This is a genomic window from Actinomycetota bacterium (genome assembly GCA_035697485.1).
Classification (GTDB): Bacteria; Actinomycetota; UBA4738; order UBA4738; family HRBIN12; genus JAOUEA01.
Genome location: DASSCU010000043.1, coordinates 30,319 through 54,858, shown reverse-complemented (window position 1 = coordinate 54,858; position 24,540 = coordinate 30,319). Strand labels below are relative to the sequence as shown.

At 70.2% G+C, this 24,540-nt stretch carries 24 protein-coding genes, 1 other RNA gene and 1 pseudogene; 14 read left to right on the top strand and 12 right to left on the bottom strand.

The annotated features are described in order from the left end of the window. Nucleotides 1-340 precede the first annotated feature (340 nt). The 4 genes from VFI59_11775 to VFI59_11760 all read left to right on the top strand — a co-directional run bounded on the left by VFI59_11775 (nt 341) and on the right by VFI59_11760 (nt 2,527). Nucleotides 341-1,012: a hypothetical protein gene (locus VFI59_11775; protein HET6714373.1), complete on the top strand. Its 672-nt coding sequence runs from the start codon at nt 341-343 to the stop codon at nt 1,010-1,012. Nucleotides 1,013-1,023: 11 nt separating this feature from the next. After that, nucleotides 1,024-1,518, top strand: coding sequence for a methyltransferase (locus tag VFI59_11770; protein ID HET6714372.1), 495 nt, complete (start codon nt 1,024-1,026; stop codon nt 1,516-1,518). 28 nt (nt 1,519-1,546) lie between these two features. Further along, nucleotides 1,547-1,933, top strand: a complete 387-nt coding sequence (locus VFI59_11765; protein ID HET6714371.1) for a globin — start codon at nt 1,547-1,549, stop codon at nt 1,931-1,933. Between the two features lie 96 nt (nt 1,934-2,029). Continuing rightward, the gene (locus VFI59_11760) at nt 2,030-2,527 is read left to right on the top strand and encodes a ferritin (protein HET6714370.1); all 498 of its coding nucleotides are present in this window, start codon (nt 2,030-2,032) and stop codon (nt 2,525-2,527) included. On the opposite strand, the gene VFI59_11755 is transcribed toward VFI59_11760, so the two are convergent. Together VFI59_11755 and VFI59_11750 are read right to left on the bottom strand one after the other, a co-directional pair. Further along, nucleotides 2,501-3,259 carry an SURF1 family protein gene (locus VFI59_11755; protein HET6714369.1) on the bottom strand — a complete coding sequence of 253 codons (759 nt, stop codon included), beginning with the start codon at nt 3,257-3,259 and terminating at the stop codon, nt 2,501-2,503. The genes VFI59_11760 and VFI59_11755 overlap by 27 nt on opposite strands. Nucleotides 3,260-3,266: 7 nt before the next feature. Next, complete coding sequence (locus VFI59_11750) at nt 3,267-4,046, bottom strand: SDR family NAD(P)-dependent oxidoreductase (protein HET6714368.1); 780 nt, start codon at nt 4,044-4,046, stop codon at nt 3,267-3,269. Between the two features lie 124 nt (nt 4,047-4,170). Here VFI59_11750 and VFI59_11745 point away from each other — a divergent pair, with 124 nt between their 5' ends. The 3 genes from VFI59_11745 (at nt 4,171) to VFI59_11735 (ending at nt 5,576) form a co-directional block, all read left to right on the top strand. Continuing rightward, nucleotides 4,171-4,365, top strand: a complete 195-nt coding sequence (locus VFI59_11745; GenBank protein HET6714367.1) for a Flp family type IVb pilin — start codon at nt 4,171-4,173, stop codon at nt 4,363-4,365. 105 nt (nt 4,366-4,470) lie between these two features. Beyond that, nucleotides 4,471-5,175 (top strand): C4-type zinc ribbon domain-containing protein, encoded by a 705-nt coding sequence (locus tag VFI59_11740; protein HET6714366.1) that lies wholly within the window; start codon nt 4,471-4,473, stop codon nt 5,173-5,175. Beyond that, on the top strand, nt 5,172-5,576 hold the full coding sequence (locus tag VFI59_11735) for a ribonuclease HI family protein (protein HET6714365.1): 405 nt from the start codon (nt 5,172-5,174) through the stop codon (nt 5,574-5,576). Before VFI59_11740 ends, VFI59_11735 begins: the two co-directional genes overlap by 4 nt. A 10-nt stretch (nt 5,577-5,586) precedes the next feature. Here VFI59_11735 and VFI59_11730 read toward each other — a convergent pair whose 3' ends face one another. Then, entirely contained in the window at nt 5,587-6,462 is an 876-nt protein-coding gene (locus VFI59_11730) for a hypothetical protein (GenBank protein HET6714364.1), read from the bottom strand. A gap of 43 nt (nt 6,463-6,505) precedes the next feature. On the opposite strand from VFI59_11730, the gene rnpB reads away from it, so the two are divergent. Beyond that, an RNA gene (gene rnpB, locus VFI59_11725) (RNase P RNA component class A) lies at nt 6,506-6,897 on the top strand. 20 nt (nt 6,898-6,917) lie between these two features. Here rnpB and lipA read toward each other — a convergent pair. Beyond that, complete coding sequence (gene lipA, locus VFI59_11720) at nt 6,918-7,895, bottom strand: lipoyl synthase (GenBank protein HET6714363.1); 978 nt, start codon at nt 7,893-7,895, stop codon at nt 6,918-6,920. Nucleotides 7,896-7,967: 72 nt separating this feature from the next. On the opposite strand from lipA, the gene VFI59_11715 reads away from it, so the two are divergent. Then, complete coding sequence (locus VFI59_11715) at nt 7,968-9,245, top strand: AI-2E family transporter (GenBank protein ID HET6714362.1); 1,278 nt, start codon at nt 7,968-7,970, stop codon at nt 9,243-9,245. A gap of 8 nt (nt 9,246-9,253) precedes the next feature. Here the strand turns inward: VFI59_11715 and VFI59_11710 are convergent, their stop codons facing one another. From VFI59_11710 to VFI59_11700, 3 genes are all read right to left on the bottom strand, one after another. Beyond that, nucleotides 9,254-12,382, bottom strand: coding sequence for a PAS domain-containing protein (locus VFI59_11710; protein ID HET6714361.1), 3,129 nt, complete (start codon nt 12,380-12,382; stop codon nt 9,254-9,256). Between the two features lie 72 nt (nt 12,383-12,454). Beyond that, nucleotides 12,455-13,444 (bottom strand): alpha-ketoacid dehydrogenase subunit beta, encoded by a 990-nt coding sequence (locus VFI59_11705; protein ID HET6714360.1) that lies wholly within the window; start codon nt 13,442-13,444, stop codon nt 12,455-12,457. Continuing rightward, on the bottom strand, nt 13,441-14,397 hold the full coding sequence (locus tag VFI59_11700) for a thiamine pyrophosphate-dependent dehydrogenase E1 component subunit alpha (protein HET6714359.1): 957 nt from the start codon (nt 14,395-14,397) through the stop codon (nt 13,441-13,443). Before VFI59_11700 ends, VFI59_11705 begins: the two co-directional genes overlap by 4 nt. Before the next feature lie 202 nt (nt 14,398-14,599). On the opposite strand from VFI59_11700, the gene VFI59_11695 reads away from it, so the two are divergent. Genes VFI59_11695 through VFI59_11675 form a run of 5 tightly spaced genes read left to right on the top strand, consistent with a single transcriptional unit; the run spans nt 14,600 to nt 18,855 of the window. Continuing rightward, nucleotides 14,600-14,764 (top strand): YHS domain-containing protein, encoded by a 165-nt coding sequence (locus tag VFI59_11695; protein ID HET6714358.1) that lies wholly within the window; start codon nt 14,600-14,602, stop codon nt 14,762-14,764. A gap of 25 nt (nt 14,765-14,789) precedes the next feature. Next, nucleotides 14,790-15,050, top strand: a complete 261-nt coding sequence (locus tag VFI59_11690) for a metal-sensitive transcriptional regulator (protein ID HET6714357.1) — start codon at nt 14,790-14,792, stop codon at nt 15,048-15,050. 5 nt (nt 15,051-15,055) lie between these two features. Next, entirely contained in the window at nt 15,056-17,257 is a 2,202-nt protein-coding gene (locus VFI59_11685) for a heavy metal translocating P-type ATPase (GenBank protein HET6714356.1), read from the top strand. A gap of 22 nt (nt 17,258-17,279) precedes the next feature. After that, the gene (locus VFI59_11680) at nt 17,280-18,086 is read left to right on the top strand and encodes a tetratricopeptide repeat protein (protein ID HET6714355.1); all 807 of its coding nucleotides are present in this window, start codon (nt 17,280-17,282) and stop codon (nt 18,084-18,086) included. 22 nt (nt 18,087-18,108) lie between these two features. Further along, complete coding sequence (locus VFI59_11675) at nt 18,109-18,855, top strand: class I SAM-dependent methyltransferase (protein HET6714354.1); 747 nt, start codon at nt 18,109-18,111, stop codon at nt 18,853-18,855. Between the two features lie 39 nt (nt 18,856-18,894). Here the strand turns inward: VFI59_11675 and lipB are convergent, their stop codons facing one another. The 5 genes and pseudogenes from lipB to lpdA form a co-directional block, all read right to left on the bottom strand. Continuing rightward, entirely contained in the window at nt 18,895-19,596 is a 702-nt protein-coding gene (gene lipB, locus VFI59_11670) for a lipoyl(octanoyl) transferase LipB (GenBank protein HET6714353.1), read from the bottom strand. Then, nucleotides 19,593-20,975 (bottom strand): annotated as a pseudogene (sucB, locus tag VFI59_11665) (2-oxoglutarate dehydrogenase, E2 component, dihydrolipoamide succinyltransferase). The gene lipB and the pseudogene sucB overlap by 4 nt, the downstream one beginning before the upstream one ends. A 22-nt stretch (nt 20,976-20,997) precedes the next feature. Further along, complete coding sequence (locus VFI59_11660) at nt 20,998-22,047, bottom strand: alpha-ketoacid dehydrogenase subunit beta (GenBank protein ID HET6714352.1); 1,050 nt, start codon at nt 22,045-22,047, stop codon at nt 20,998-21,000. Beyond that, nucleotides 22,047-23,120, bottom strand: a complete 1,074-nt coding sequence (locus tag VFI59_11655; protein ID HET6714351.1) for a thiamine pyrophosphate-dependent dehydrogenase E1 component subunit alpha — start codon at nt 23,118-23,120, stop codon at nt 22,047-22,049. Before VFI59_11655 ends, VFI59_11660 begins: the two co-directional genes overlap by 1 nt. Before the next feature lie 11 nt (nt 23,121-23,131). Then, the gene (gene lpdA / locus VFI59_11650) at nt 23,132-24,514 is read right to left on the bottom strand and encodes a dihydrolipoyl dehydrogenase (GenBank protein HET6714350.1); all 1,383 of its coding nucleotides are present in this window, start codon (nt 24,512-24,514) and stop codon (nt 23,132-23,134) included. Nucleotides 24,515-24,540 lie beyond the last annotated feature (26 nt).

Sequence of the window (24,540 nt, the reverse complement as noted above, 5' to 3'; positions counted from 1 at the left end):
CCGGGATGTTGGCATCGATCGCATCAGCGCGTTGTCCTCGGAGGACCGCACGGTGCTGACGCGTCCCTCGAATGCGACGTGAGCCCCGATGCTCAGGAACTGGGTGTCGCGCACACGCGGCCGACCAGATCCGCTGGACGGTTCCCTTCGCTGCCGGACCGCCGTCGGGCTCGACGGACGGGGGACCGATGATACCCAGATAAGCGCTTTTTCGCCTGAGATTATTGGGGAATGACGTTGTCGTCTCGGTCCCCAGGGGGTAGAACAAGGTCAGGTCTGCGGCCGTCATCAGCCGACCCGACCCAGGGCGGCTTCCCCCCGCAGCCGGCATGAGGCAGACATGTCGACGACAGACCTCAATATCCTCGCCGACGCGGTCACCTTCGCGTTGCTCGTCGCCGTGGGCGGCCTGATCGTGTACGCGATCGCCCGTGCGACGTGGAAGCGTCATGCGCTCCAGCACACCCTCAGAGTCGGCGTCTCGGTCGCGGCGGTCTTCGTCGTGGCGATCGCCGGGATCGCGGTGTGGCCGACGGCCCGCGAAGCGGCGAACTCCGCCGCAGGCGTCGACCTCACCGATGAGGGCGACGTGATCGTTCCGGCCGAGGAGCCCGGGATGCAGCCCCCGAGCGCCAGCCTCGAGTATTCGGTGCCGTCCGGTCGCCCCGCGCGCGTGCGTGAGGTCGCTTCCATCGGCACCGACGGCGAGATCGCGCCATCTCCCTCTGCAGGCGGCGGAGGCATGGGTGGGACCGCGGGCGGTGGAACCGGCGGAGGAGGCACCGCCGGAGGCACCGGCGGCGGAGGAGGCACCGGCGGCGGAGGAGGCCTCGGCGGCGGAGGAGGCACCGGCGGCGGCGGAGGCACCGGCGGCGGTGATCCGTCGCCGACACCCGACCCTTCCCCCGACCCTCCACCGCCCGATCCGGACCCGACGACCGACCCTCCACCGCCCGATCCCAGCGACTCTCCATCGCCCGACCCGACGGCAGACCCTTCACCGTCTCCCTAGCTGGATCGGGGATGTCCCGACGAGGCGACGGATCTCGGCTCCCAGATCTCGGATCGAGAGGTGAGGGTTGGGTCGCGCTCCAGCTGGCGTTGTTCGTGGCCGTCCTCGGTGCTGGCTGGCGGGGTCCGCCGTGGCCGAGTGAGATCCGGACGTTGACCACGGTGGCCGGTCTTGCCGGCGTCCTGGCCGGGGCGGCCCTGTCGCTGGCCGGATCCCGTGCGCTCGGATCGGCCCTCACCCCGCTGCCGCGTCCTCGTGACGACGCGGCGTTCCGCGAGGTCGGCGTGTACGCGTTCGTGCGCCATCCGATCTACGGAGGGGTGTTGCTGCTGGTGCTCGGCGTCTCGTTGCTCTCTTCGCCCCTTGCGTTGATCCCGACGGCGCTGCTCGTCTTGCTGTTCGAGGGGAAGCGCCGCCGCGAGGAGGCGTGGCTCGTCGAGCACTACGCGGAGTACGGGTCGTACCGTTCCCGCGTCCGACGGCGATTCTGGCCGTTCCTCTGGTGAGCGGTTCGCGGTCCGTAGACTCGTCGTCGTGAGCGAACAGCAGACCCTGTACGAGACCGTCGGCGGCATGCCGTTCTTCGAGGCCCTGGTCGATCGCTTCTACGAGGGTGTCGCCGGCGACCCGGTGCTGCTGCGTCTGTATCCCGAGCCCGACGACCTCGCCCCGGCCCGTCGCCGGCTGACGCTCTTCCTGGCGCAGTATTGGGGCGGCCCGACTGACTACAGCGACGAGCGAGGGCACCCACGGCTTCGCATGCGGCACGCGCCCTTCTCGATCGGGGGCGAGGAGCGTGATCGGTGGCTCGCGCACATGCGGGAGGCGGTCGATGCGCTCGATCCACCCACAGACGTCGCGCAGGCGCTCGACGACTACTTCGCGATGGCCGCGGAGAGCATGCGGAACCAGATGGCGTAGCGGCAGGCCGCTCGCGGAGCGAACGCGCGGTCGAACGGCGGGGGCAAAGGCCGAAAGCTCGACGCGCGTTGACACCCCGCTGGGTAGCATGTCGCGGTGCTGACACCCGATCTCGAAACCCGGCTGAACGAGCAGATGCGGAGGGAGTTCGCGTCGTCCTACCTGTACCTGCAGATGGCCGCGCACTTCGAGGCTGGCGGCTTCCCCGGCTTCTCGACGTGGATGCGCGCCCAGGCTGCCGAGGAGCAGGAGCACGCGATGAGGTTCTTCGACTTCATCCTCGACCGTGGCGGGGCGGTGACGCTCGGGTCCCTCGAGGCCCCGCCCGTCGGATCCGGATCGCCCCTGGAGGTGTTCGAGGCGTCGCTCGCGCACGAGCGCATGATCACGGCATCGATCGACGGACTCTACGACGGTGCAGATCGAGCCACGGCCGCCTTCCTCGATTGGTTCGCGACCGAGCAGGTGGAAGAAGAGGCCACGGTCTCCCAGATCGTCGAGTCGCTGAGGCTCGCGGGTGAGAGCGGTCCGGCACTCTTGATCCTGGATCGCGAGCTCGGCGGTCGCTCAGCCGGGCCCGACGCCGGACCCTGAGGCTGTGGCGCTTCGGTCTGCAACCTCGTGCCGCACCAGGATCACGTAGCCGACGGCCGCGATCGTCGCGAACGCGAACCACTGGAACGCGTAGCTCAGGTGCGGACCGTCGTCGAGCTCCGGGAGCGGCGCAGGCACGGGGAGATCACCGCCGCCCGGGGTCTGCGATCGCAACTGCAGGAACCAGGGCACCAGGTCGTACGACACGTCGCGGGCGATCGCGTCGACGTCGACCGACCGCATCGTGGTCACCCGATCCATGCCGGCCTGGATCTCTCCTGCTCCGCCGGGCTGCGGAGCGAACAGCGTCCCTTCGACCTCGACATCCGTCTCGCCGGGCGGAGCGGCGCCGGCGACGGGCGGTTCGTCCATCTCGAACGGCACCCATCCACGATCGACGACGACGGCTCGGCCGTCGGCGAGCACGAGCGGAGTCAGCACATGGTTGCCTGCCTGGCCGTCGAGGGAACGACCGTAGAGGATCACCTCGTGCTCAGTGTCGTAACGACCGATCGCGATCGCCCGTCGATAGGCGAGCGCGCCTCCGTCGCGGAGCAGGTCCTCGAGCGGGCGCGGAGCCCTCGCGAGCCCGGAAGCGTACCGGTCGTTGAAATCGCGCCGCCCCTCGAGACGGTCGAGCTGCCAGAGCCCGAGCCGCACGCACACCCCGACGACGACGACCGCGAACAGCGTCAGTCCGATCCAGCGCGGACGCAGCAGGAAGCGGAACATCCGGGCGCTACGGGCCCTTCATCTCCTGGATCGTGTTACCCCCGTCGACCACGATCGACTGACCGGTGAGGTAGCTCGCGCGTTCGCTCGCGAGGAACGCAACGACTTCGGCCACCTCGTCGGGGCGGCCCGAACGGCCGAGCGGTGTGTGCCGCCCGGCGACGGCTTCGTCGGGCGTCTGGGAGCCCGTCGCGATCCAGCCCGGAGCGATGGAGTTCACGGTGATGCCGGAAGGCCCCAGTTCGAGCGCAAGGCCGCGCATCAGTCCGTCCATGCCTGCCTTCGCCGCTCCGTACCCGACCGATCCGGCGATCGCGGCGACCGGGCCGGTCGCGGACGAGACCATCACGATGCGGCCCCGCCCTCGTTCGACCATGCCGGGCACGACCGGGCGCGTGACGTTGTAGGCGGTCTGCAGGTTGAGCGTTAGGTCGAGGTCCCAGCTCGCATCGTCCATCTCGGAGAACGCTCCGGTGGCCTGGCCCTGCATGCCGACGTTCACCATGCCCGCGTTGTTCACCACGATGTCGATGCGACCGAACAGCTCGAGCACCGCATCGATCATCGCTCGAGCCTGCTCACGGTCGGTGAGGTCGGCCACGAAGCCTGCGGCCTCGGCGCCCATCTCGTGCAGCTCACCCGCCCGCACCTCGATCCGATCGGTCGTCGAGGTGACCGCGACGGCGGCGCCCTCACGGGCGAGCACGGTGGCGCACGCGAATCCGATCCCGGTCGGGCTTCCCGCCCCGGTGACCAGCGCGACCCGTCCGCCCACTTCGGCCTGCACGAAGGAAGCCTACCCGGCACTCAATACGAAGGTCCTCGGAGCCGATACCGACTCATAGACGGCCGCGGGGTTGACCGGCGATTGGGCCGGCCCCACGACCGCCCGACATGAAGGGAGCTCCCGCATGATCCTGCGGCTGTATTCGCAAGCCCAGGTCTGGCGAGCGGCGATCCGCGACCGGGTGCTGGAGGACCGGGGCGCGACCGCCGTGGAATACGCGTTGATGCTGGCATTGATCGCGATGGTGGTCGTGGCGGCAGTGGCGTTCCTGGGACAGGCGACGAACTCGTCGTTCGAGAGCGTCGAGTTTCCTCCGTAGGGCCGACACCGGCGGCGAGGCGGGCCGCCGGTGTCGATCCACCCGCTGGGATGCTCGGTCGATGCCTCGAGGCTCGCAGCCGGCATCGGCTAGTCTTCGCGTGCCATGACGACCCCCCGCCTGCTCGCTCTCCAGGACGCCGACACCGCGATCGACCGGTTGCGCGCGCGTCGCCGGACGCTCGAGCAGGGTACCGAGCTCGCCGCGGTGCGTGTGACGGCCGATGCCGCGGAGGCCCGGCTCGGGGAGCTCCGCCTGCGACTCGATGAGCTCGGGCGCGACCAGATGCGCTTCGAACACGAGATCGACTCGATGACGCAGAAGGAGCAGGCCGAGCAGACGCGTATGTACGACGGGTCGATCGTGAACGCCAAGGAGCTCGAGGCGCTGCAGCACGAGATCGCGAGCATCCGCAAGCGCCGATCCGATCGCGAGGACGAGCTGCTAGCCCTGATGGAGCTCCGCGAACAGCTCGAGGCCGACGCGGCGGTCGCCGAGCGCGAGATGACCACGCGACGGACCGAGGCGGAGGAGGCCGCCGGCGCGGCCGAGGAGGAGTTCGCTCGCGTCGATGCCGATCTCGCCGCGCGCGGCGCGGAGCGCGAGGCGATCGCTCCCGAGATCGAGCCCGACGTGCTCGAGCTCTACGAGGACCTGCGGCGGCTGAAGAAAGGCATCGGGGCGGCGGCGCTCGTCGATGGAGTGTGCCAGGCCTGCCACGAACAGCTCTCGGCTGTGGAGCTGGACCGAGTGAAGCGCGCCGAGGGCATCAGGAGGTGTGAGCACTGCCGGCGCATCCTGGTCGTGTGATCGTCGCCTGCGACGGGGCCTCCCGTGGGAACCCTGGCCCGGCGGGCGCAGGTGCGCAGATCACCGACCCGAGCGGGGTCGTGCTGGCAGAGGTGGCCGAAGGTCTCGGCGAGGCCACGAACAACGTCGCCGAGTACACGGCCGTGATCCGGGGTCTGGAACGGGCCCGCGAGCTCGGCGCATCCGCGGTGCTGTTGCGATCGGACTCCCAGCTCCTGATCAACCAGCTCACCGGCCGGTACCGGGTGAAGTCGCCGCACCTCCAGCCCCTGCATCGGCGGGTGCGTGAGCTCGCCGCGGCGTTCGACTCGATCGAGTTCGAGCACGTGCGTCGTGAGCGGAACGCCGAAGCAGATCGACTCGCGAACCAGGGAGTCGACGACTGGCTCGCGGCCCGCTGAACGGGCGGGTTCAGGCGGCGGCGTCGGCCTGCACGAGCGTGCGGAGCGGGATCTCGAGTGGTTCCGGGTCGTCGGCGCCGTCGAAGTCGATGCGCAGAGAAACCTCCCGGACGTCGTCGAGCGGCTCGAACGACAGGGCACCGTCGATGCGACCGCCGGGAGCGACCTCGAGCAGGGGAGCAGAGACCTCGATCGCCTCTCCGACCACCCTCCCGTCGGGGCCGACGAGGGTGACGTCCGATTCGGAGAGGCTGAGCACCTTGGGGCCGGTCGCCGCGACTCGCACGAAGAAGCTCCACGTCGGGACGCCCCCGAAGGAATCGAGCGTGATCCGGACGCCCGGCCGCTCGTAGGGGAGGTCGAGCGGCACGAACGCCCCGCTCACGGGCACCCCGAACCGGACGAAATCGATCACCCGCCAGGCGCCCGGCTCGGTCGCAGCGAAACGGACCGGCCCGTCGAGCGGCACGGTGAACTCGAGCGGGTCGCCGCCGTCGGTCGGTTGCGCGGCGACATCGACCTGAGCGGCGAGTTCGACCTCGAGCACGCGGTCGTTCGCACCCACCACGGTCGCGGGCCCGACGGCGCTCACGACGGACGTGGCGGTGATCTCTCCGGGGAACGCGGCGTTCGTGACGCCGAGCCAGTACGCGAACCGGCGCATCAAGGGCGTGGCCGCGATCGCCTCCAGGTCGTCGCCCCCGATCACCGTGGCGCGATAAGCCTCGACGAATCCGAGTGTCGCCCCCCGGACCTGGGCCTGGAGCAGGGCGGGCGTGCCGCGTAACTCGGCGGCCGGTACCGGGTCTGCCGGTCCATCGGGCGAGCTCGAACAGGCCGCCACCAGCACTGACCCGAGCATGAGGAGGGCGATCGGCCGTCGCATCGTCAGGCCCGCAGTCTACGGCGAGGGTATCCTCGGTCGTGGAGGAGCCGGCCGGGCGGCCGCGGGCGATCTCGATCGCTCGAGGAAAGTCCGGACTCCGAAGGGCAGGGTGCTGGCGAGAGCCAGGCGGGGGCGACCTCGCGGACAGGGCAACAGAGAGCAGACCGCCTGGGGCGGCGCGAGCCGTTCCAGGCAAGGGTGAAACGGTGCGGTAAGAGCGCACCAGCGCGGCGGGCGACCGTCGCGGCTGGCAACCCCCACCCGGAGCAAGGCCGAGCAGGCAGCGTTCGAGGACGGCCCGTCCGAGCTGCCGGGTAGGCCGCACCGGGCCGGAGAACGGCCCGGCGGCGACGTTTCCGGCGTCGTCGAGAGAGATGGTCGCCGGCGGGGCCAGAGTCCCGCGCACAGGATCCGGCTTACAGGCCGGCTCCTCCACGTCCGCCGTTGGGCTGCGGTCAGCCTCCGGTGGTCACGAGCCCGCGCTCGAGCGCTCGCCGGTACTGAGCCCCGGCGTGGTAGCTCGAGCGCACGAGTGGACCCGCCTCCACGTGGGCGATGCCCATGGCCTCACCCTTCCGTGCGTGCGACACGAACTCGTCGGGGTGCACCCATCGGTCGACCGGCAGATGGTGCGGGGTGGGCTGCAGGTACTGGCCCATCGTGAGGATGTCGCATCCGGCGCCCACGAGGTCGTGCATCGCCTCGGCCACTTCGTCGGGCCGCTCACCCATGCCAAGGATCAGGTTCGACTTCGTGACCTGGCCGGGTCGCACCCGCTTCGCGATGCGGAGCACCTCGAGCGATCGGTCGTAGCCGAACGCGGGACGGATGCGATCGTGCAAGCGACGCACGGTCTCGAGGTTGTGCGCGAACACGTCGGGCCCCGCATCGAGCACCGTGGTGATGTCGCGTTCCCCGCCCTTGAAATCGCTCGGCAGCACTTCGACACCGGCGTCGGGCATCGCCTCCTTGACCCGAAGCACCGTCTCCGCCCAGATCGCGGCACCCCCGTCGGGGAGGTCGTCCCGGGCGACGCCGGTGAGCACGACGAAGCGCAGACCCATCCGCGCGACGGCCTCCGCGATGCGTGTGGGCTCGTCCGCGTCGACCTCCGCAGGCCTGGCCGTCATCACGTCGCAGAACCCGCATCGACGCGTGCACCGATCGCCGAGGATCAGGAACGTGGCCTCGCGGTCCTCCCAGCACTCATGGATGTTCGGGCACATCGCTTCCTCGCAGACGGTGTGCAGGTCGAGCCCCCGCATGATCGTCCGCAGCTCCGAGGCGTTGGGACCGCTCCGGAGGCGCACCTTGAGCCAGGCCGGCTTGCGCTCGCCGCGGGTGTTCACGCCGGCCGGGGCCTCACCGTTCGACACCGACACGATCGGCAGGTGCAACCTGCGGTCGCGAGGGTTGTGATCGCGCTGCTGCATGTCGTCCGAGTGTAGCCCCGCATCGGGGGTATCCTCCGCGCGAGGAGCAGTCGCGGTGGAGCTGGAGGATCGATGAACGCTGGTCAGGAGCCGAGGTCCGGCGACGGCTCGTCCGAGCCCGAGGAGCGCCGGCCGATCCCGGTGACGATCCAACCGCCCTCCTGGCGATGGATCCTCACGCTCCTCGGGGTCATCTTCGCGGTGTGGCTGGTCGCGATGACGGCGACGTCGCTGTTGCGCCAGCTCTCCAGCCTGCTCACCTGGGTGCTCGTGGCCCTGTTCGCGTCGTTCGCGCTCGAGCCGGCGGTCGACTGGCTCGCACGGCGGGGCTGGCGTCGGGGCCTGGCGACGGGTGCCATCCTGTTCGCGATCGCGGTCGTCTCGATCGTGATGGTCGGGATGATGATCCCGTTGGTCGTCGACCAACTGCGAGCCTTGATCGACGCGGCGCCGGACATCCTGACGAACGTCAGCGGATACACCGAGCGGTGGTTCAACGTCGAGATCTCGCAGGCCACGATCGAGGATCAACTCAAGAACGCCGACTCCAACCTCGCGGGGTTCGCGACCAACATCGCCGGCAACGTCTTCGGGTTCGCGTCGTCGCTGGTCGGCGCGATCTTCATGCTCCTGACGGTTGGGCTGTTCACGTTCTACTTCACCGCCGACGGGCCGCGCTTCCGCCGCACGGTGCTCTCGGTCCTGCCGCCCGCCCGCCAGCAGCACGTGCTGTGGATCTGGGAGGTCGCGATCGAGAAGACCGGGGCGTACCTGTACTCCCGGCTCTTGCTCGCCCTCGTCTCCGGTGTGGCGACCTTCATCGTGCTGTCGGTCCTCGAGATCCCCTTCGCCGTTCCGCTCTCGCTATGGATGGGGCTCGTCTCCCAGTTCATCCCGACCGTGGGCACCTACATCGCGATGGCCTTGCCGCTCCTCGTCACCGTCGTCGAGAGCCCGTGGAAGGCGTTGATCCTGCTCGTGTTCTTCACCCTGTACCAGCAGCTCGAGAACTACGTGCTCAGCCCGCGCATCACGGCGAAGACGATGGAGCTGCACGCCGCGGTCGCGTTCGGGTGCGCGATCGCCGGAGCCAGCATCGCCGGGTTGATCGGGGCGCTCATCGCGCTGCCCGTCGCCGCGATCGTGCAGGCCGTGGTCTCGAGCGCGCTCGACCGGCACGACGTGATCGAGGCGGACCTCACGCGGGAGATCGACCCCGAAGAAGCGAGGCAGGCGATGGACGAGCAGCGGCGCCGTGCGAGGGCGCGAGGGGAAGGGCTGGTGGCGGCGGTCCGCAAGCGCCTCGTCGACGAGCCCGACCTCGACGCCGACCGGCCCGACGACGGTTAGCGCGGGGGTCAGACCGCGTCGGCCGTCTGCGTGTCGGCGGCGTCCTCGTCGGGGCAGGGGTCCGGCATCGGGCCGGTGCCGGGAGCCGACGGCAGGAGGACGCGGAACGCGGCACCGCCGCCGGGGCGTTCGTCGACCCACGCACGCCCGCTGTGCAGCTCCGCGAAGCGAGCGACGAGGGAAAGGCCGATCCCGGTCCCGGGTGAGTGTGGCGTCGCCGTGGGCCCCTGACGGAACGGCTCGAAGACGGCGTCGCGGAGCTCGGCGGGTACGCCTGGACCGTCGTCCTCGACGCTGAGCAGGGCCCCTCCCTCGACCGGCTCCAGTCGGACCCAGATGCGGCTGGTCGTCGGGGTGTGCCGCACCGCGTTGGCGACCAGGTTCTCGACGATGCGCTCGAGCTTGGGGGGGTCGATCGTGAGCACGAGCGGCGGTGTGTCGAACTCGATCACGCGGCCCGCGGTCGTGTCGAGGCTTTCGACGCTCCGACGCGTGAGGGCTGCGACGTCGACCGTCCGGTACTGGGGCTCGACGATCCCGCGGTTGAGTCGGTCGATGTCGAGCAGATCCTTCAGCAGCCGGTCGAGCTTGCGCGCATTGAACGCGAGGCGCACGAGCAGGTCCTCACGGTCGTTCGGGGTCATCCCGGGGGCGCGCTCGAGGGTCAGCGACAGCCCCAGGATCGACGTGAGCGGGCTCCGGAGCTCGTGCGAAACTGCCGCGAGGAACGTGTTCTTCATCTCGTCGAGGGCGCGGAGCCGCTCGGCGGCGTCGCGCTCGCGGCGCTCCGAGTCCCGCAGGGCCTGCTCCGCGAGCTTCCGCTCGGTGATGTCCATGAGCACCCCCTGAAGGAAGAGTGGTTCTCCGTCCGCGTCGGTGACGAACGTGGTCTCGTCGTGCAACCAGATCGTGCGGCCATCGCGCGTGTTGACCCGGTACTCGGCCTTCCATGGTTGCTTCGACGTCACCGACGCGAGGTAGGTGCGCTCCGCCTCGGGACGGTCTTCCGGCGCCATGATCGTCAGCCACAGGTCGGGTTCGTCGATCCATTCCTGGGGCGTGAACCCAGTGATCTCCTCGACCTGGGGGCTGACATAGATCGTGTGCATCGAGCGGTCGGCCCGGTCGAGGTAGATCGCGGCCGGGACGTGCTCCACGATCGCTCGATAGCGCTCCTCGGCCTCGCCGAGGCGCCGGGCGCCCTGTTCCCGCTCGATCGCGGCACCGAGGGTGTTGGCGACCACCCGGATCGCGTCGACCTCGGCGGGCTGCCAGGCCCGATCCTCGTCGCTCTCGTCGAAGCAGATGTATCCCCACCACTCGCCCTGCACGTGCACCGGCATGACGATCGTGGACCGGATGCCGGCGTCGGCGAGCGTCCTTCGTTCGGGCTCGGGGAGGTCTGCCACCGGACCGTGGATCGCATCGCCGGCGCCCAGCGTCTCGACCCAACGGGCGTGGCCCTCCCCGTAGGGGTGGGATCCGGACGACGGGCGGTCGATGGCGGTGGGTGCGTCGTCGGCGACCCATGCGTGCCGCAGCGACGCGTGCGGGCCGAAGGGCCGGTCGAGGTTCTCGAACACCGCCGCCCGCGTGGCCGAACCGGCGAGACCGAGCCGGGCGAGCACGTCGTCGATGCAATCCCGCCACGAGGGCGCGCGCAGGAAGCGCTCCGCCGCGTACCCCGCCGCCTCGAGGATGCGGTCCCTCGTGGTCAGGGCGTCCTCCGTGAGCTTGCGATCGGTGATGTCGGTGAGCACGCCCTGCCACACGTCGTCGCCATCGGCCGAACGGACCAGGAAGGCGTGGTCGTGCACCCAGACGACCCGCCCGTCCTTGCGGACGATACGATGCTCGATGTCGTAGGCCTCTCCCGTCTCGTTCGTGCGGTTGGACTCCGCGACCACGCGCTCGCGGTCGTCGGGGTGGATCATCCTCATCCACATCGCGGGGTCGGCCATCCGTTCGGCGGGCGTGTATCCGGTGAGGCGCTGGTACTGCGGACTGACGTATCGCGCGGTCGCCAACTCGTCGACCGCGTCGATGTAGACCACCGCCGGCAGCTGCTCGACGAGCCGGCGGTACCGTTCCTCGGCCTCGCGCAGCCTTGCCTCGGCCTCCTTGCGCTCGGTGATGTCGAGCACGAGCCCCTGCCAGAAGAGCGGCGCGCCGCCGTCGTCGCGGATCAACACGGCCTCGTTGTGCACCCAGATCGTGTGACCGTCCCTGGTGACGGACCGGTAGTCCACGCTCCACACACCTTCGGTGTCGGCGGCGTTGTCCGCCACGACCCACGCCCGGTCGTCGGGGTGCAGCGAACGCGCCCAGAGCCCGGCGTCGGCCATCCACTCCTCAGGCGTGTACCCGTAGACGTCTTCGACCTGCGGGCTGATGTAGAGGGTCTCCTCGGTCGCCGCGTCCTCGATGTAGGTGATGCCCGGTGTCTGCTCGACGAGTCGCCGGAACCGCTCCTCCAGGGCGCGGAGCGCCTGCTGTGTTTCGTGCTCCGACGTGACGTCGTAGAGCACCCCGCGGTATCGCGTCCCGTCCCGACCGTGAGACGGGCTCGCCTCGTCGCGGACCCACAGCTCCTCGCCGGTCGCGGTGCGGATGCGGTACTCCACCGAGAACCGATCGCCCGCCTCGACCGCCTCGTGCCAGGCCGAGAGCACGCGGTCGAGGTCGCCATCGTGGACCTGGCGGCCCCACAGCTCGGGATCTTCGATCCATTGCTGTGTCGTGAAGCCGAGCAGGCGCTCGATCTGGGGGCTGATGTAGGTGGCCGGAACGGTGCCGGGCTCGTGCGCCGGATCCCACGTGTAGGCCACTGCGGGCACCTGCTCGACCATGGCCTGGTACTTCGCCTCGCTCTCGGTTCGCCGAGACTGCTCGACCCGCGCATGGCGACGGTGCAGCAGCGCGATCACGCCGCCCGCCCAGCAGCCGACGATGAGGACCCCGAAGGCTGCGTCGGCGAGTCCTCGTGCCCTGGTCTCGAGGGATTCGTGGATCACCTGGAACGCGCCGGTGGCGACCCCGATCGCGAACAGCGCGACGGCGCCCAGCACGACCGTGAGGTCGTGCCGGCTCGTCGACCGCTCGCGGTCGGGGTTGGGCGTGTGATCGCGCGGGTTCACCGTCGATGGCGTTATCGACGCGCTCGGACGGCCTCTGAACCGGTTGTGGATGCGACGGGTCCGAGCGCGTGATCAGGCGCGCGCGAGCTCGAGCATGCGCCGGTAGACCTGGTCGGGCTCTGGCTCCATGAAGAAGTGTTCGAGCGGCGCTGCGAACGGCATGGCGGGCACGTCGGGGCCTCCGACACGCACGATCGGCGCGTCGAGGTCGAACATGGCCTCCTCGGCGATCGTGGCCACGATCTCCGCGCCTGCGCCATAGGTCCGATTGTCCTCGTACACGACGATCGCCTTCGAGGTGTGGCGCACCGACGCCAGGATCGTCTCGGTGTCGAGCGGCGCGAGGGAGCGCACGTCGACGACCTCGACCGAGACGCCCTCGTCTTCGTGCAGCCGCGCAGCGGCGTCGAGGCACGTATGCAGGGCATACCCGTAGCTGACGCACGTGAGGTCGATGCCCTCGCGTTTCACGTCGGCCCGCCCGATCTCCACGACATGCCGCTCGTCGGGCACGTCGCCGGTGATCGCGCGATAGGTCTTCTTGTGCTCGAGGAACAGCACCGGGTCGGGGTCGGCGATCGCGGCGCGCAGCAGGCCCGCCGCGTCGGCGGGTGTGGCCGGCATGACGACCTTGAGCCCCGGCACGTGGGCGAAGAAGGCTTCGATCGATTGCGAGTGGTAGAGCGCCCCGTGGATGCCCCCGCCGCACGGGGCGCGGATCACGAGGGGACACGAGAAGGCCCCGTTCGATCGGTACCGGATGCGGGCGGCTTCCGACACGATCTGATCGAACGCCGGATGGATGAAGTCCGCGAATTGGATCTCCGCCACCGGCAGCATCCCGTGCATCGCCATGCCGATCGCGACCCCGACGAGCCCCGATTCCGCGAGCGGCGTGTCGATCACGCGCTGCTCCCCGAACTCCTGCATCCAGCCCGCGCTGATGCGGAAGACGCCGCCCCGGTTCCCGACATCCTCGCCGAGCAGCACGATCCGGTCGTCATCGGCCATCTCGTCGTGCAGGGCATCGCGGATCGCGGTGACGACGTTCTTCTCGGTCATCGGTCGTCCTCGTCGTCGCCGGCGAACACGTGTCGAAGCGCCGACGTGGGCTCCGGGTCGGAGGCGTCCCAAGCGGCTGCGAGGGCTTCGTCGATCTCGCCTTTGACGTCGCCGCGCAGCTCCTCGGCACCGACGTCGTCGAGCAGGCCCTGCGAACGTAGGTACTCGCCGAACACGTGGAGCGGGTCGTGATGTCGCGCCTCCTCCACCTCGTCCCGCGAGCGGTAGGTCTTGTCGTCGTCGTCGGACGTGTGCCCCAGGAACCGGTAGGTCTTGCATTCGATCAGCGTGGGGCCCTCGCCGGCGCGGGCGCGGTCGTGCGCCTCCTTCATCGCGGCGTAGCAGGCGAGCACGTCGTTGCCGTCGACCACGACACCGGGGAACCCGTACCCCGCGGCCCGGTCGGCCACGTCGTCGATCGCCATCTGCTTAGACTGCGGCACGCTGATCGCGTAGTGGTTGTTCTCGCAGACGAAGACCACCGGCAAGCGGTGGATCCCCGCGAAGTTCAGCCCCTCGTGCCAGTCGCCCGCGCTCGTCGCTCCGTCGCCGAACCAAGACGCCACGACGGCGTCTTCGTTGCGGTACTTGATCGCATAGGCGATGCCGGCCGCGTGCGGCACCTGGGTCGCGATCGGGGAGGAGCCGGTGATGATGCCGAGCGCGCGATGCCCCCAATGCGACGGCATCTGGCGGCCGCCGCTCGACGGGTCGTCGGCCTTCGCGAAGATGCCGAGGAAGATCTCGTAAGGCGTCATGCCGGCGGTGAGCACCACGCCGCCGTCGCGGTAATACGGCAACCAGACGTCGATGCCTCGGCGCATCGCCCATGCCGTGCCCACCTGGCACCCTTCGTGCCCTTCGGCGGGCACGACGAACGGAGCCCGGCCCATGCGGTTCTGGCGCAGGGCCGCCTCGTCGAGCAGGCGGGCCGTCAGCACGAGGCGGAACATCGCCAGGAGGTCCTCGTCGGTGAGTCCGAGCGCCCCGTGGGGGGTCGGCGCTACCCGCGTGGACACGTGACCGAGCTTCCTTGCACCGTGTGGCGAGCATACACCGGGGTCCTCGGCCGACCCGAGATCTCGACGGCCTAATGCGGATACCCCCCCCTGGTATACTCGCGATGGAACCGACCCAGGTGTGAGGAGGCGACCCATGAAGGATCCGGTGTGCGGCATGGCTGTCGATGAAGCGTCCGCCGCGGCTGCATGGGAGCACGGAGGCACGACGTATCTCTTCTGCTCGGTCGGATGCATGCGACGGTTCCGGGACGATCCCGACCATTTCCTGTCGCTCACCGACGACGAGCGGCACATGTGAGGGGGCTGCGGTGTACGGCTACGAGATGAACAAGAAGGCGGTGCAGGATCGGCTCCGTCGCATCGAGGGTCAGGTCCGCGGCCTGCAGCGCATGGTGGACGAGGATGCCTACTGCATCGACATCCTCACCCAGCTGAGCTCGGTCCAGGCTGCACTGCGAGCTGTCGGCATGGGGTTGCTCGATGACCACGTGCGCCACTGCGTCCGCGAGTCGATCGAGCAGGGGGGCGGTGAGGCCAAGATCGAGGAGTTGATGGCGGCGGTGGGCCGGCTCGCGGGCAAGTGAGACCCGTGGAGAGCGACCGTCACGCGATCGTGCTCGACATCGAGGGCATGACCTGCGCGTCCTGTGTGCAGCGGGTGGAACGTGCGCTCGAGCGGGTGCCGGGGGTGCAGGCAGCCTCGGTGAACCTCGCGACGCGCACCGCGATGGTCCGGGAGGAGCAGGGCGGTCGCGACGCGGTCCACGTCGGACCGCTCGTGGAGGCGGTCCGAGGGGTCGGGTACGGCGCCCGGATCCACACCGAGCGACGGTCTCCGGCCGACGAGGCACGGTCGTACGCGCGCAGGCTCGCGGTGGCGGTGCCGCTGACGGTCGCCGTCCTCTGGCTCACGTTCGCCCTGCCGCATGCGGCGCGGAGCCAGGAGCTGGCATGGCTGCTCTCGACGCCCGTCGTCTTCTACTCGGGCTGGCCGTTCCTTCGAGCAGCGGCGCGGTCCGCCCTGCACGGCGCGACCACGATGGATACGTTGGTCGCGATCGGCTCGCTGTCGGCGTACGGGTACAGCGCCGCTGCCGTCCTGCTGGGCGAACACGACCACTACTTCGACACGGCGGCCGTGATCGTCACGTTGATCCTCGTCGGCAAAGTGCTCGAGGCACGCGCTCGCGCCAGCGCCGCCGACGCATCGAGGGCGCTGCTCGACCGTGGGGCGAAGTCGGCGACGCTGCTGATCGACGGGTCGGAACGGCCGGTCCCGATCGACGACCTCCGCCCCGGGCAGCTCGTCGTCGTCCGCCCCGGCGAGACGATCCCGGCCGACGGGATCGTGAAGCAGGGGTCGTCGTGGGTCGACCTCTCGCTGCTGACCGGCGAGTCGGCGCCCGTCGAGGTCGAGCCCGGCGACGACGTCGTCGGGGCCACGGTGAACGGGAACGGCCGATTGGTCGTCTTCGTCACCACCGTCGGCGCTGGGACGCGGCTCGCCGAGATCGTGCGCCTGCTCGAGGCCGCCCAGGGTTCGAAGGCGCCGGTCCAGCGCCTCGCGGATCGCGTGTCGGCGGTCTTCGTGCCCGTCGTCCTCGCGATCGCCGCGGCCACGTTCGTCGGCTGGCTCGCGCTCACCGACGCGACGACGGGAGCGGCGATGCTCCATGCGGTGGCGGTCCTGCTCATCGCGTGCCCGTGCGCGCTCGGGCTCGCCACGCCCGCGGCGATCATGGCGGGCACGGGGAGGGCGGCAGAGCTGGGTGTCCTCTTCAAGGGCGGCGAGGTGTTCGAGTCCGCTCGCAGCGCCGACGTCGTGCTGCTCGACAAGACGGGCACGGTGACCGACGGCGTGATGCGGCTCACCGATCTCGTTCCGTCCCCCGGGGTGGACGACGACACCCTCCTCGCAGCTACGGCCGCGGCGGAAGCCGGTTCGGAACATCCGATCGCCGAGGCGATCGTCCTCGCGGCCCGGGAGCGCGCCATCGACGTGCCCGCGGGGGACCGGCACCGCGCCGAACCGGGACTCGGGGCCATCTCGACGGTCGACGGGCGTGAGGTCCGTGTCGGACGGGCGGGGCCGTTGTCGCCCGCGATGCAGGCGCAGATCGACCGATTGGCCGCGGAGGGTCGAACCCCGTTCGCCGTGTGGCGTGACGGCGACCCGATCGGCGTGGTGGCCGTGGCCGATCGGGTGAAGCCCGAGGCACGCGACACCGTCGCCCGCCTCCGCGGGGCCGGCCTCGAGGTCGCGATGGTCACGGGCGACCATCGCGCGACCGCTCGGGCGGTCGCCGCCGATGTCGGGATCCGTCGCGTGTCCGCCGAGGTCGGTCCCGAGGGCAAGGTCGAGGAGGTCGCGCAGCTGCAGGGGGCCGGGCATCGGGTGATCTTCGTCGGCGACGGGTTGAACGACGCGCCCGCCCTGGCCAAGGCCGACGTGGGCGTCGCGATGGGGAGGGGCACCGACGTCGCGCTCGCCGCGGCCGAGGTGAACCTGTTGGGAGGCTCGCTCGCATCGGTGGCGGATGCGATCGAGCTCGCCCGTCGGACCTACCGGGTCATCGCGCAGAACCTCTTCTGGGCGTTCGCGTACAACGTCGTGATGATCCCGCTCGCCGTGTTCGGGGTGCTCGATCCGATGTGGGCGGCCGCGGCGATGGCGGTCTCGAGCGTGACCGTGGTGCTGAACGCGCTCCGCCTCCGCCGGTTCGGTCGTGGTCGCGATCGCGGCGACCTCGGCGGGTCACGCCGCCCGCCCGTCGCAGCCGTGAGCGTGTGAGAGGCTGAGAAGCATGGTGGACATGAGCAGGCCGAGCACCGCGACCACCGTGCTCGACGTCACCGACGCCGACTTCGAGCAGGTGGTGATCGAAGGCTCGATGCAGCGCCCCGTCGTGGTCGACATGTGGGCCTCGTGGTGCGCGCCGTGCCGCACGCTCGGCCCGATCCTCGAGAAGGTCGCCGCGGAGCGGCAAGGAGCGTTCCTCCTGGCCAAGCTCGACGTCGACGCCAACGCCGTCGGCAACGCATTGTTGCAGGCGGTGCAGAGTCAGGGGATCCCCACCGTCGTGGCGTTCAGTGGTGGGCAGCCCGTGAACATGTTCATCGGGGCCTACCCCGAACCCGAGGTCAACCGGTTCATCGACTCGATCCTCCCGAGCGAGGCCGACGTCGAGGCCGACGAGGCACTCGCGGAGGAGGTCGCCGGCGACCTCGCGTCGGCTGAGGCGGGGTACCGTGACGCCCTCGCGAAGGATCCGGACAACCGGGAAGCGGCGGTCGGGCTCGCCCGGATCCTGGTGGGCCGCGGACAGACCGAGGAGGCGAAGGCGCTCGTCGAGCCCTTGCTGCCCGATCGCGATGCGGAACGCGTGATGGCGACGGTGCGGGTTCACGACTGGGCCTCGCTCGCGGGCGAGGACGCGATCTCGAGGGCGAGGGCGGCGGCGGCCTCGGGGAGGTGGCGCGACGCGCTCGAAGGGCTGCTCGCGGCCTTCGACGACGACCCGGCCACCGCGCGGGAGTCGATGGTCGACATCTTCGCCACCCTCGGGGACGACCCGCTCGTGGGGGAGTACCGGCCCAAGCTCGCCGCCCGTCTCTTCTGACGACCTCCCGGAGGGAAAGCGCATGCCCGACGTGCACGATCGGATCAGGGACTTCTGGGATCGCGATGCAGAGACCTACGACCGCTCCGTCTCGCATGCGGTCTCCGATCCGCTCGAGGCGGCCACCTGGCGAGCCGCGCTGCGACGAGCGCTGCCCGAGCCGCCCGTCGCGGTGCTCGACGCCGGGGCGGGCACGGGCTCGCTGAGCCTGCTCGCGGCGGAGCTCGGGTATCGGGTGACCGCCCTGGACCTGTCCGAGGGCATGCTCTCGAAGGCCCGCGAGAAGGCCGCCGTGAAGGGGCTCGAGCTCCGGTTCGAGGTCGGATCCGCGATGGCGCCGCCCGGTGGACCGTTCGACGCCGTGATCGAGCGTCATCTGCTGTGGACCATGCCCGACCCGGTCGGAGCGCTCCGCGCGTGGCGCGAGGTGACGGCGGCCGGCGGACGCATCGTGCTCTTCGAGGGGGTCCGGGGTTCCCGCGCCTCCGCCGACCGGGCCAAGCACGCCATGGCCGACATGGTCCGTCGAGCGATGGGGGTCGCCGACCACCACCATGCCCCCTACCCCGACGAGGTGCTCGAGGCGCTGCCGCTCGCGGGGATGCCGTCACCCATCCCCCTGGTCGACGCCGCCTACGAGGCCGGATGGACCGGCGTGCGCATCCAGCGTCTCCGTGACATCGAGTGGGCCGCCCGGTTGCACGAGCCCTGGCCCCTGGGATGGCTCGAGCATCTCCCGCGGTACGCGCTGATCGCCGACACCGCCTGAGCCGCCCGGCCCCGTCCGGCCGTCCTCGACCGTCGCGGTTCAGGCCACCAGGGGCGCGAGGAACGGTTCGAGCTCGTCAGGAGGGGCCATCTCGTAGGCGAGCCCGAACTCTGCCGCGAGTGCGTCTTCCACGATCGGGAGGACCTCCTCGACGGTGACGTCGCGCTCGAGCAGCCTCGAGAGCGACGTCACGCCGTTGTCGGGGAGCCCACAGGCCACGATGCCGTCGAACCACGACAGGTCGGTGTCGCAGTTGATCGCGAAGCCGTGCAGCGTCACCCGGGTCCGCATCAAGCGCACGCCGATCGCACAGACCTTGTCGTCCCCGGCGAAGACCCCCGTCTGCACGTCGTCCCGCCGGTGCAGTTCCACCCCGAGCTCCGCGCCGGTTCGGATCACGGCGGCCTCGAGCGCGCGCAGGTACCGAGCAGCGTCGGGGCGACCGCCGAGGTGCAGGATCGGATACCCCACGAGCTGCCCGGGTCCGTGGAACGTGAACGAGCCACCCCGGTCGATGTGGTGCACCCCGGCGCCGTGCGCGGCCGCCTCGTCCTCACTCCAGACCAGGTGCTCGGGCTTCGCACGGCGGCCGGCCGTGAACACCGGAGGGTGCTGCAGCAGGATCACTGCGTCGGGGACCACGTCGTCGAGTCGCCGCCGCGCCAGGTCGTGCATCGCCTCGTTCGCGGCGTCGTACGGCACGAGCCCATCGGGCTCGAACAGCCACGTCCGCCGGGTCATCGGATCCCCAGGTCCTCGGCGAAATCCCAGCCTTCGAGGTTGTGCTTCACGCGGGCCAGGAACCGCGTGGCGATCTCGCCGTCGATCAGGCGGTGGTCCCATGACATCGAGACGTACACCATGCTGCGCACGGCGATCGCGTCACCCTCGACCACGACCGGCCGCCGCTGGATCGCGTCGAGCGACAGGATGCCCACGTTCGGCTGGTTGATGATCGGCACGCTAATCAGGGAGCCGTACGGGCCGGGGTTCGTGATCGTGAAGGTGGCGCCCTGGACCTCGTCGGGCTTCAGTTGGTGCGAGCGGGCCCGGGCGGCGAGGTCGGCGACCGCGGCCGCGATGCCGACGCTGTTCATCGCTTCGGCGTCGCGGATCACGGGCACGATCAAACCCGCGTCATAGCTGACGGCGATGCCCATGTGGACGGCGCGGGGCGTGACGACCTCGTCCCCGACGATGCGCGAGTTCACCGCCGGGAACGCCTGCAGCGCATCGACGGTTGCGCGGACCACGAACGGTAGGTACGTGAGCTTCACACCGTGCGCCGCGAGGAACGCGTCCTTCGCGCGCTCGCGAAGCTTCACGAGATGATCGACGTTCACCTCGACCATCGTCCACGCGCGTGCCGTCTCGTTCACCGAAGCGAGCATGTGGGTGGCGATCGCCTTGCGGATGTGCGACATCGGCTCGACCGTCTCCCCCGCGGCCGCGGCGGTGCCGACCGCAGGCGGCGCGACCCCCGTCGAAGCGGCCACCGGCGCGGCCGCCGGCGTCGCGGGCGAGGGTGCCCCCGCACCTGCGCCGCCCGACGCCACCACGGCCATGACGTCGGCCTTGGTGATCCGCCCTCCGGTGCCGGTGCCCGTCACCGCGGACAGGTCGATGCCGTGCTCCTGTGCCAGCTTGCGCACGAGCGGCGAGAGGATCTGCGACCGAGGCCCCCGATCCGGCACCGGAGCGACCCCGGATCCGGCGGGGACGGGCGACGCAACGGACACGGGTGGGGCGGAGGCGTCGCTCACATCCTGGCCCGGCGTCTCGCCACTGGGCCCGCCGCTCGCCTGCGACGCCGGCGGCGCGGACGACACCGCAGCCTCACCCGCCGGAGCACCCGCGTCCGGCTGAGTTGCCGAGTCCTCGTCGGACGCGACCTCCGCCAGTTCCGTCCCGACGGGAACCGTCGCGCCTTCCTCCACGAGGATCTTCGTGAGGGTGCCCGCCACGGGGGAGGGCACTTCCGTATCGACCTTGTCGGTCGAGATCTCGAACAGCGGCTCGTCGCGCTCCACGGCGTCGCCCTCGGCCTTCAGCCACTTCAGGATCGTGCCTTCGACGATCGTCTCGCCGAGTTGCGGCATCTGGATCGACGTCATCAGGCTCCTCCTTCGTGCGACACGCGACTCACCAGGCGGACAACTCCTCGACGGCGTGCTCGATGTCGGCCACCTGCGGCAGGAACGCGTCCTCGAGCGTGGGGGAGAAGGGGACCGGCATGTTGGGCGGCGACAGCCTGGTCACGGGGGCGTCGAGGTGCTCGAACGCCTTCTCGGCGATCGTCGCCCCGACCTCGGCCCCGATGCCGACGAACCGGTAGCTTTCGCTCACGACCAGCGCACGCGACGTCTTCGCGATCGAGTTCAGCACGGTCTCCTCGTCGATCGGATGCACGGTGCGCAGATCGACGACCTCGGCGGAGATGCCACGCTGCGCGAGGCTCTCGGCGGCCTCCAGGGACTTGTGCACGAGCGCGCCGTACGTGACGATCGAGACGTCGGTGCCCTCACGCTTCACGTCGGCCTCGCCGATCGGCACGAGGAACTCAGGGTCGGTGGGGACTTGCTCCTTGATGCGCCGATAGATCCACTTGTGCTCGAGGTAGAGCACCGGGTTGTCGTCGCGCACCGCGGACTTCATCAAACCCTTGGCGTCGGCCGGGAACGCCGGCGCCACGATCTTGATGCCGCCCCCGTAGGCGAACCAGGGCTCGGGATTCACCGAGTGGAACGACGACGCCCGCACGTACCCTCCCGACGGACCGCGCAGGACGACCGGCAGCGGCACGCCCGAGCGATAGTGGTAGCGCCCCAGCACCGTGGAGATCGAGTCGAATCCCGACGACATGAAGTCGGCGTACTGGAACTCCGCGACGGGCCGCAAGCCTTCCATCGCCGAGCCGACCGCCATGCCGACGATCGTCTCCTCGGCGATCGGCGTGTCGATCACGCGCTGCTCACCGAATCGGTCGAGGAACCCCTCGGTCACCTTGAAGGCCCCACCGTAGACGGCGATGTCCTCGCCGAGCATGTAGACACGCTCGTCGCGCTCCATCTCCTCCCAGAGGGCCTCGGCGATCGCGATCAGGTAGGTGGCCTGCCCGTCGTCGCCGCGCTTCCCGCGTGGTTCGGCGCCGTGACCGGCGGCGCCGGCTTCGAGCTTCACGGTCGTCGCCATCAGCCCGCCTCGGTGCCGCCGCCGCGGCCGGGCTCGCTCGTCCAGTAGCCGTCCTCGACCCAGAGCCCTTTCGTGGCGTCGCCGGGCTCGGGGAACGGGGAGGCGAGTGCGAACGCGTACCCCTCGTCGAACTCTGCCTCGACGCGCTGCGCGATCCCGTCGATGTCGTCCTTCGTGACGACACCTTCCGAGAGCAAGTACTCCTCGAAGTTGCGCACCGGATCGTGGTTCGCCATGTACTCCTGGAGCAGCTCGTCGGGCATGTACTTCGCCGGGTCGTGCCCCGCGTGGCCCCGCCACCGCAGCGAGACCGACTCGATCAGCGTCGGGCCCTCACCGGCCCGGGCGCGCTCGACCGCCGCGCGCGCGGCCTCGAAGACCTCGAGCACGTTGCCGCCGTCGACGCGGACACCGGGGATGCCGTAGGCGACCGCCCGCTCGGCGATCGTCGGGATCGCGAACTCGAGCATGTTCGGGGTCGAGTACGCGAACTGGTTGTTGTTCACGACCCAGACGACGGGGAGCCGGTGGATCGCCGACGTGTTGATCGCCTCGTGCCAGCGCCCGTTCGAGGTGGAGCCGTCTCCGCAGATCGCGAGGGCGACGTTGGGCTCGCCCTTGAGCTTGTAGGCGAGCGCCGCGCCGACCGCGACCGGATAGGCGATCGGCAGGTGCGACATGACCGTGAACGTCTTGTTGCCGAACCAGTCGCCGATGTGGCTGTTGCCATCGCGCCCGCGGGTGTACCCGTCGATGCGAGCCCAGAACTGCGCCATCACCCGCTTGAGGTCCAGACCCTTGGTGAGCTGTGCTGTGAGGTCGCGGTGCGTGGGGAACAACGAGTCGTCCGGACGCAGGGCCCACGCCGTGCCGACGTGCGTGCCCTCCTGGCCACGGCCCGAGTAGATCGCGCCCGGAAGGCGGCCCTGCCGGTACAGGGCTTCCATGCGCTCGTCGAAGTACCGGGCGAGCTTGAGCATGTGCAGCATCTCGGCCAGCTCGTCGTCGGGCAGGGGCCGCCCGCCACCCGTCGTCTCGGCTGGGGCGCCGGCGGGGCCGACCTCGGTCGCCACTCGATCGCTCCTCACGGGGTGTGCAGGGGCTTGCCGGCGAGCGCCAGGTGCGCCTCGCCGATGCCTTCGGACAGGGACGGGTGGGGGTGCATCATCGCCGCCACCTCGGCGGGCATCGCCTCCCAGTTCACGATCAGCATGCCCTCGGCGATCAGGTCGGTCACGTGCGGGCCGATCATGTGCACGCCGCGGACCGGTCCGTCGGTCTCGCCCACGATCTTCACGAACCCTCCCTCGCCGAGCATGTTCGCCTTGCCGATCGCCCGGAAGTCGACCTTCTCGATCGTGACGTCGAGCCCGGCCTCGCGAGCCTGCGCCTCGGTCAGCCCGACGCTGGCGATCTCGGGCGCGCAGTACGTGACCTTCGGGATCTTCACGTATTCGATCTCGGGCACGTCGTGGCCCGCGATGCGCTCGGCGACCGCGTAGCCCTCGGTGAAGGCCACGTGGGCGAGCTGCAGCGGGGTGGAGGCGACGTCGCCGATCGCCCACACGTGATCGACGTTCGTGCGCAGGCTGGCGTCGACGTTCACGAACCCCTTCTCGTGGGTCGAGACCCCCGCTTCCGCCAAGCCGAGTCCGTCGGTCACCGGGCCGCGGCCCGTGGCGACGAGGCAGACGTCGGCGGAGACCGTGATGGCGCCCTTCCCGGGGTCGTAGGTCACCTCAACGGTGTCGCCCGCATCCACGATCGCCTCGACGGACGCACCGGCCGCCGTGCTGATGCCGCGTTTGCGGTACGCCCGCGCGATCTCCTTCGACACCTCGTCGTCTTCGAGCGGCGCCAGTCTCGCGAGCGCCTCGACGAGGGTGACCTCCGCCCCGAAGGACCGGTACAACGACGCGAACTCAAGTCCGACCGCGCCCGCCCCGATCACGACCACCGAGCCGGGGATCCGGTCGTACCAGAGGGCCTGGTCGCTCGTGATGATGCGGTCGGTGATCTCGACTCCGGGCAGCAGCTTCGGGGTGGACCCGGTCGCGATGACGATGTCACTCGCCTCGAGCCGGGAGCCGCCGACCTCCAGGGCGGTCTGGCCCGGCACCAGCCGGGCAGGTCCCTGCACGACGTCGATCTTGCGGGCCGAGAGGAGGCCGGTGACGCCGTTGACCAGCTTGTCGACGACGGAGTCTTCGAAGGCTTTCACGGCCGACCAATCGGGTTCGCCCGATGCCTTGATACCCCACTCGTCGGACCGGTTCACGGCATCCATCACCGCGGCCGACTGGAGCAGGGCTTTCGTCGGGATGCATCCTCGAAGCAGGCACGTGCCGCCGATGCGGTCGTCGCGCTCGACGAGAGCGACGCGTAGGCCGAGTTCGGCGGCGCGCAGGGCGGCGGAGTACCCCGCCGTCCCACCTCCGATCACGGCTACATCGTACGCATCACCCATCCGACGAGCCAGTCTACCGGGCTTCC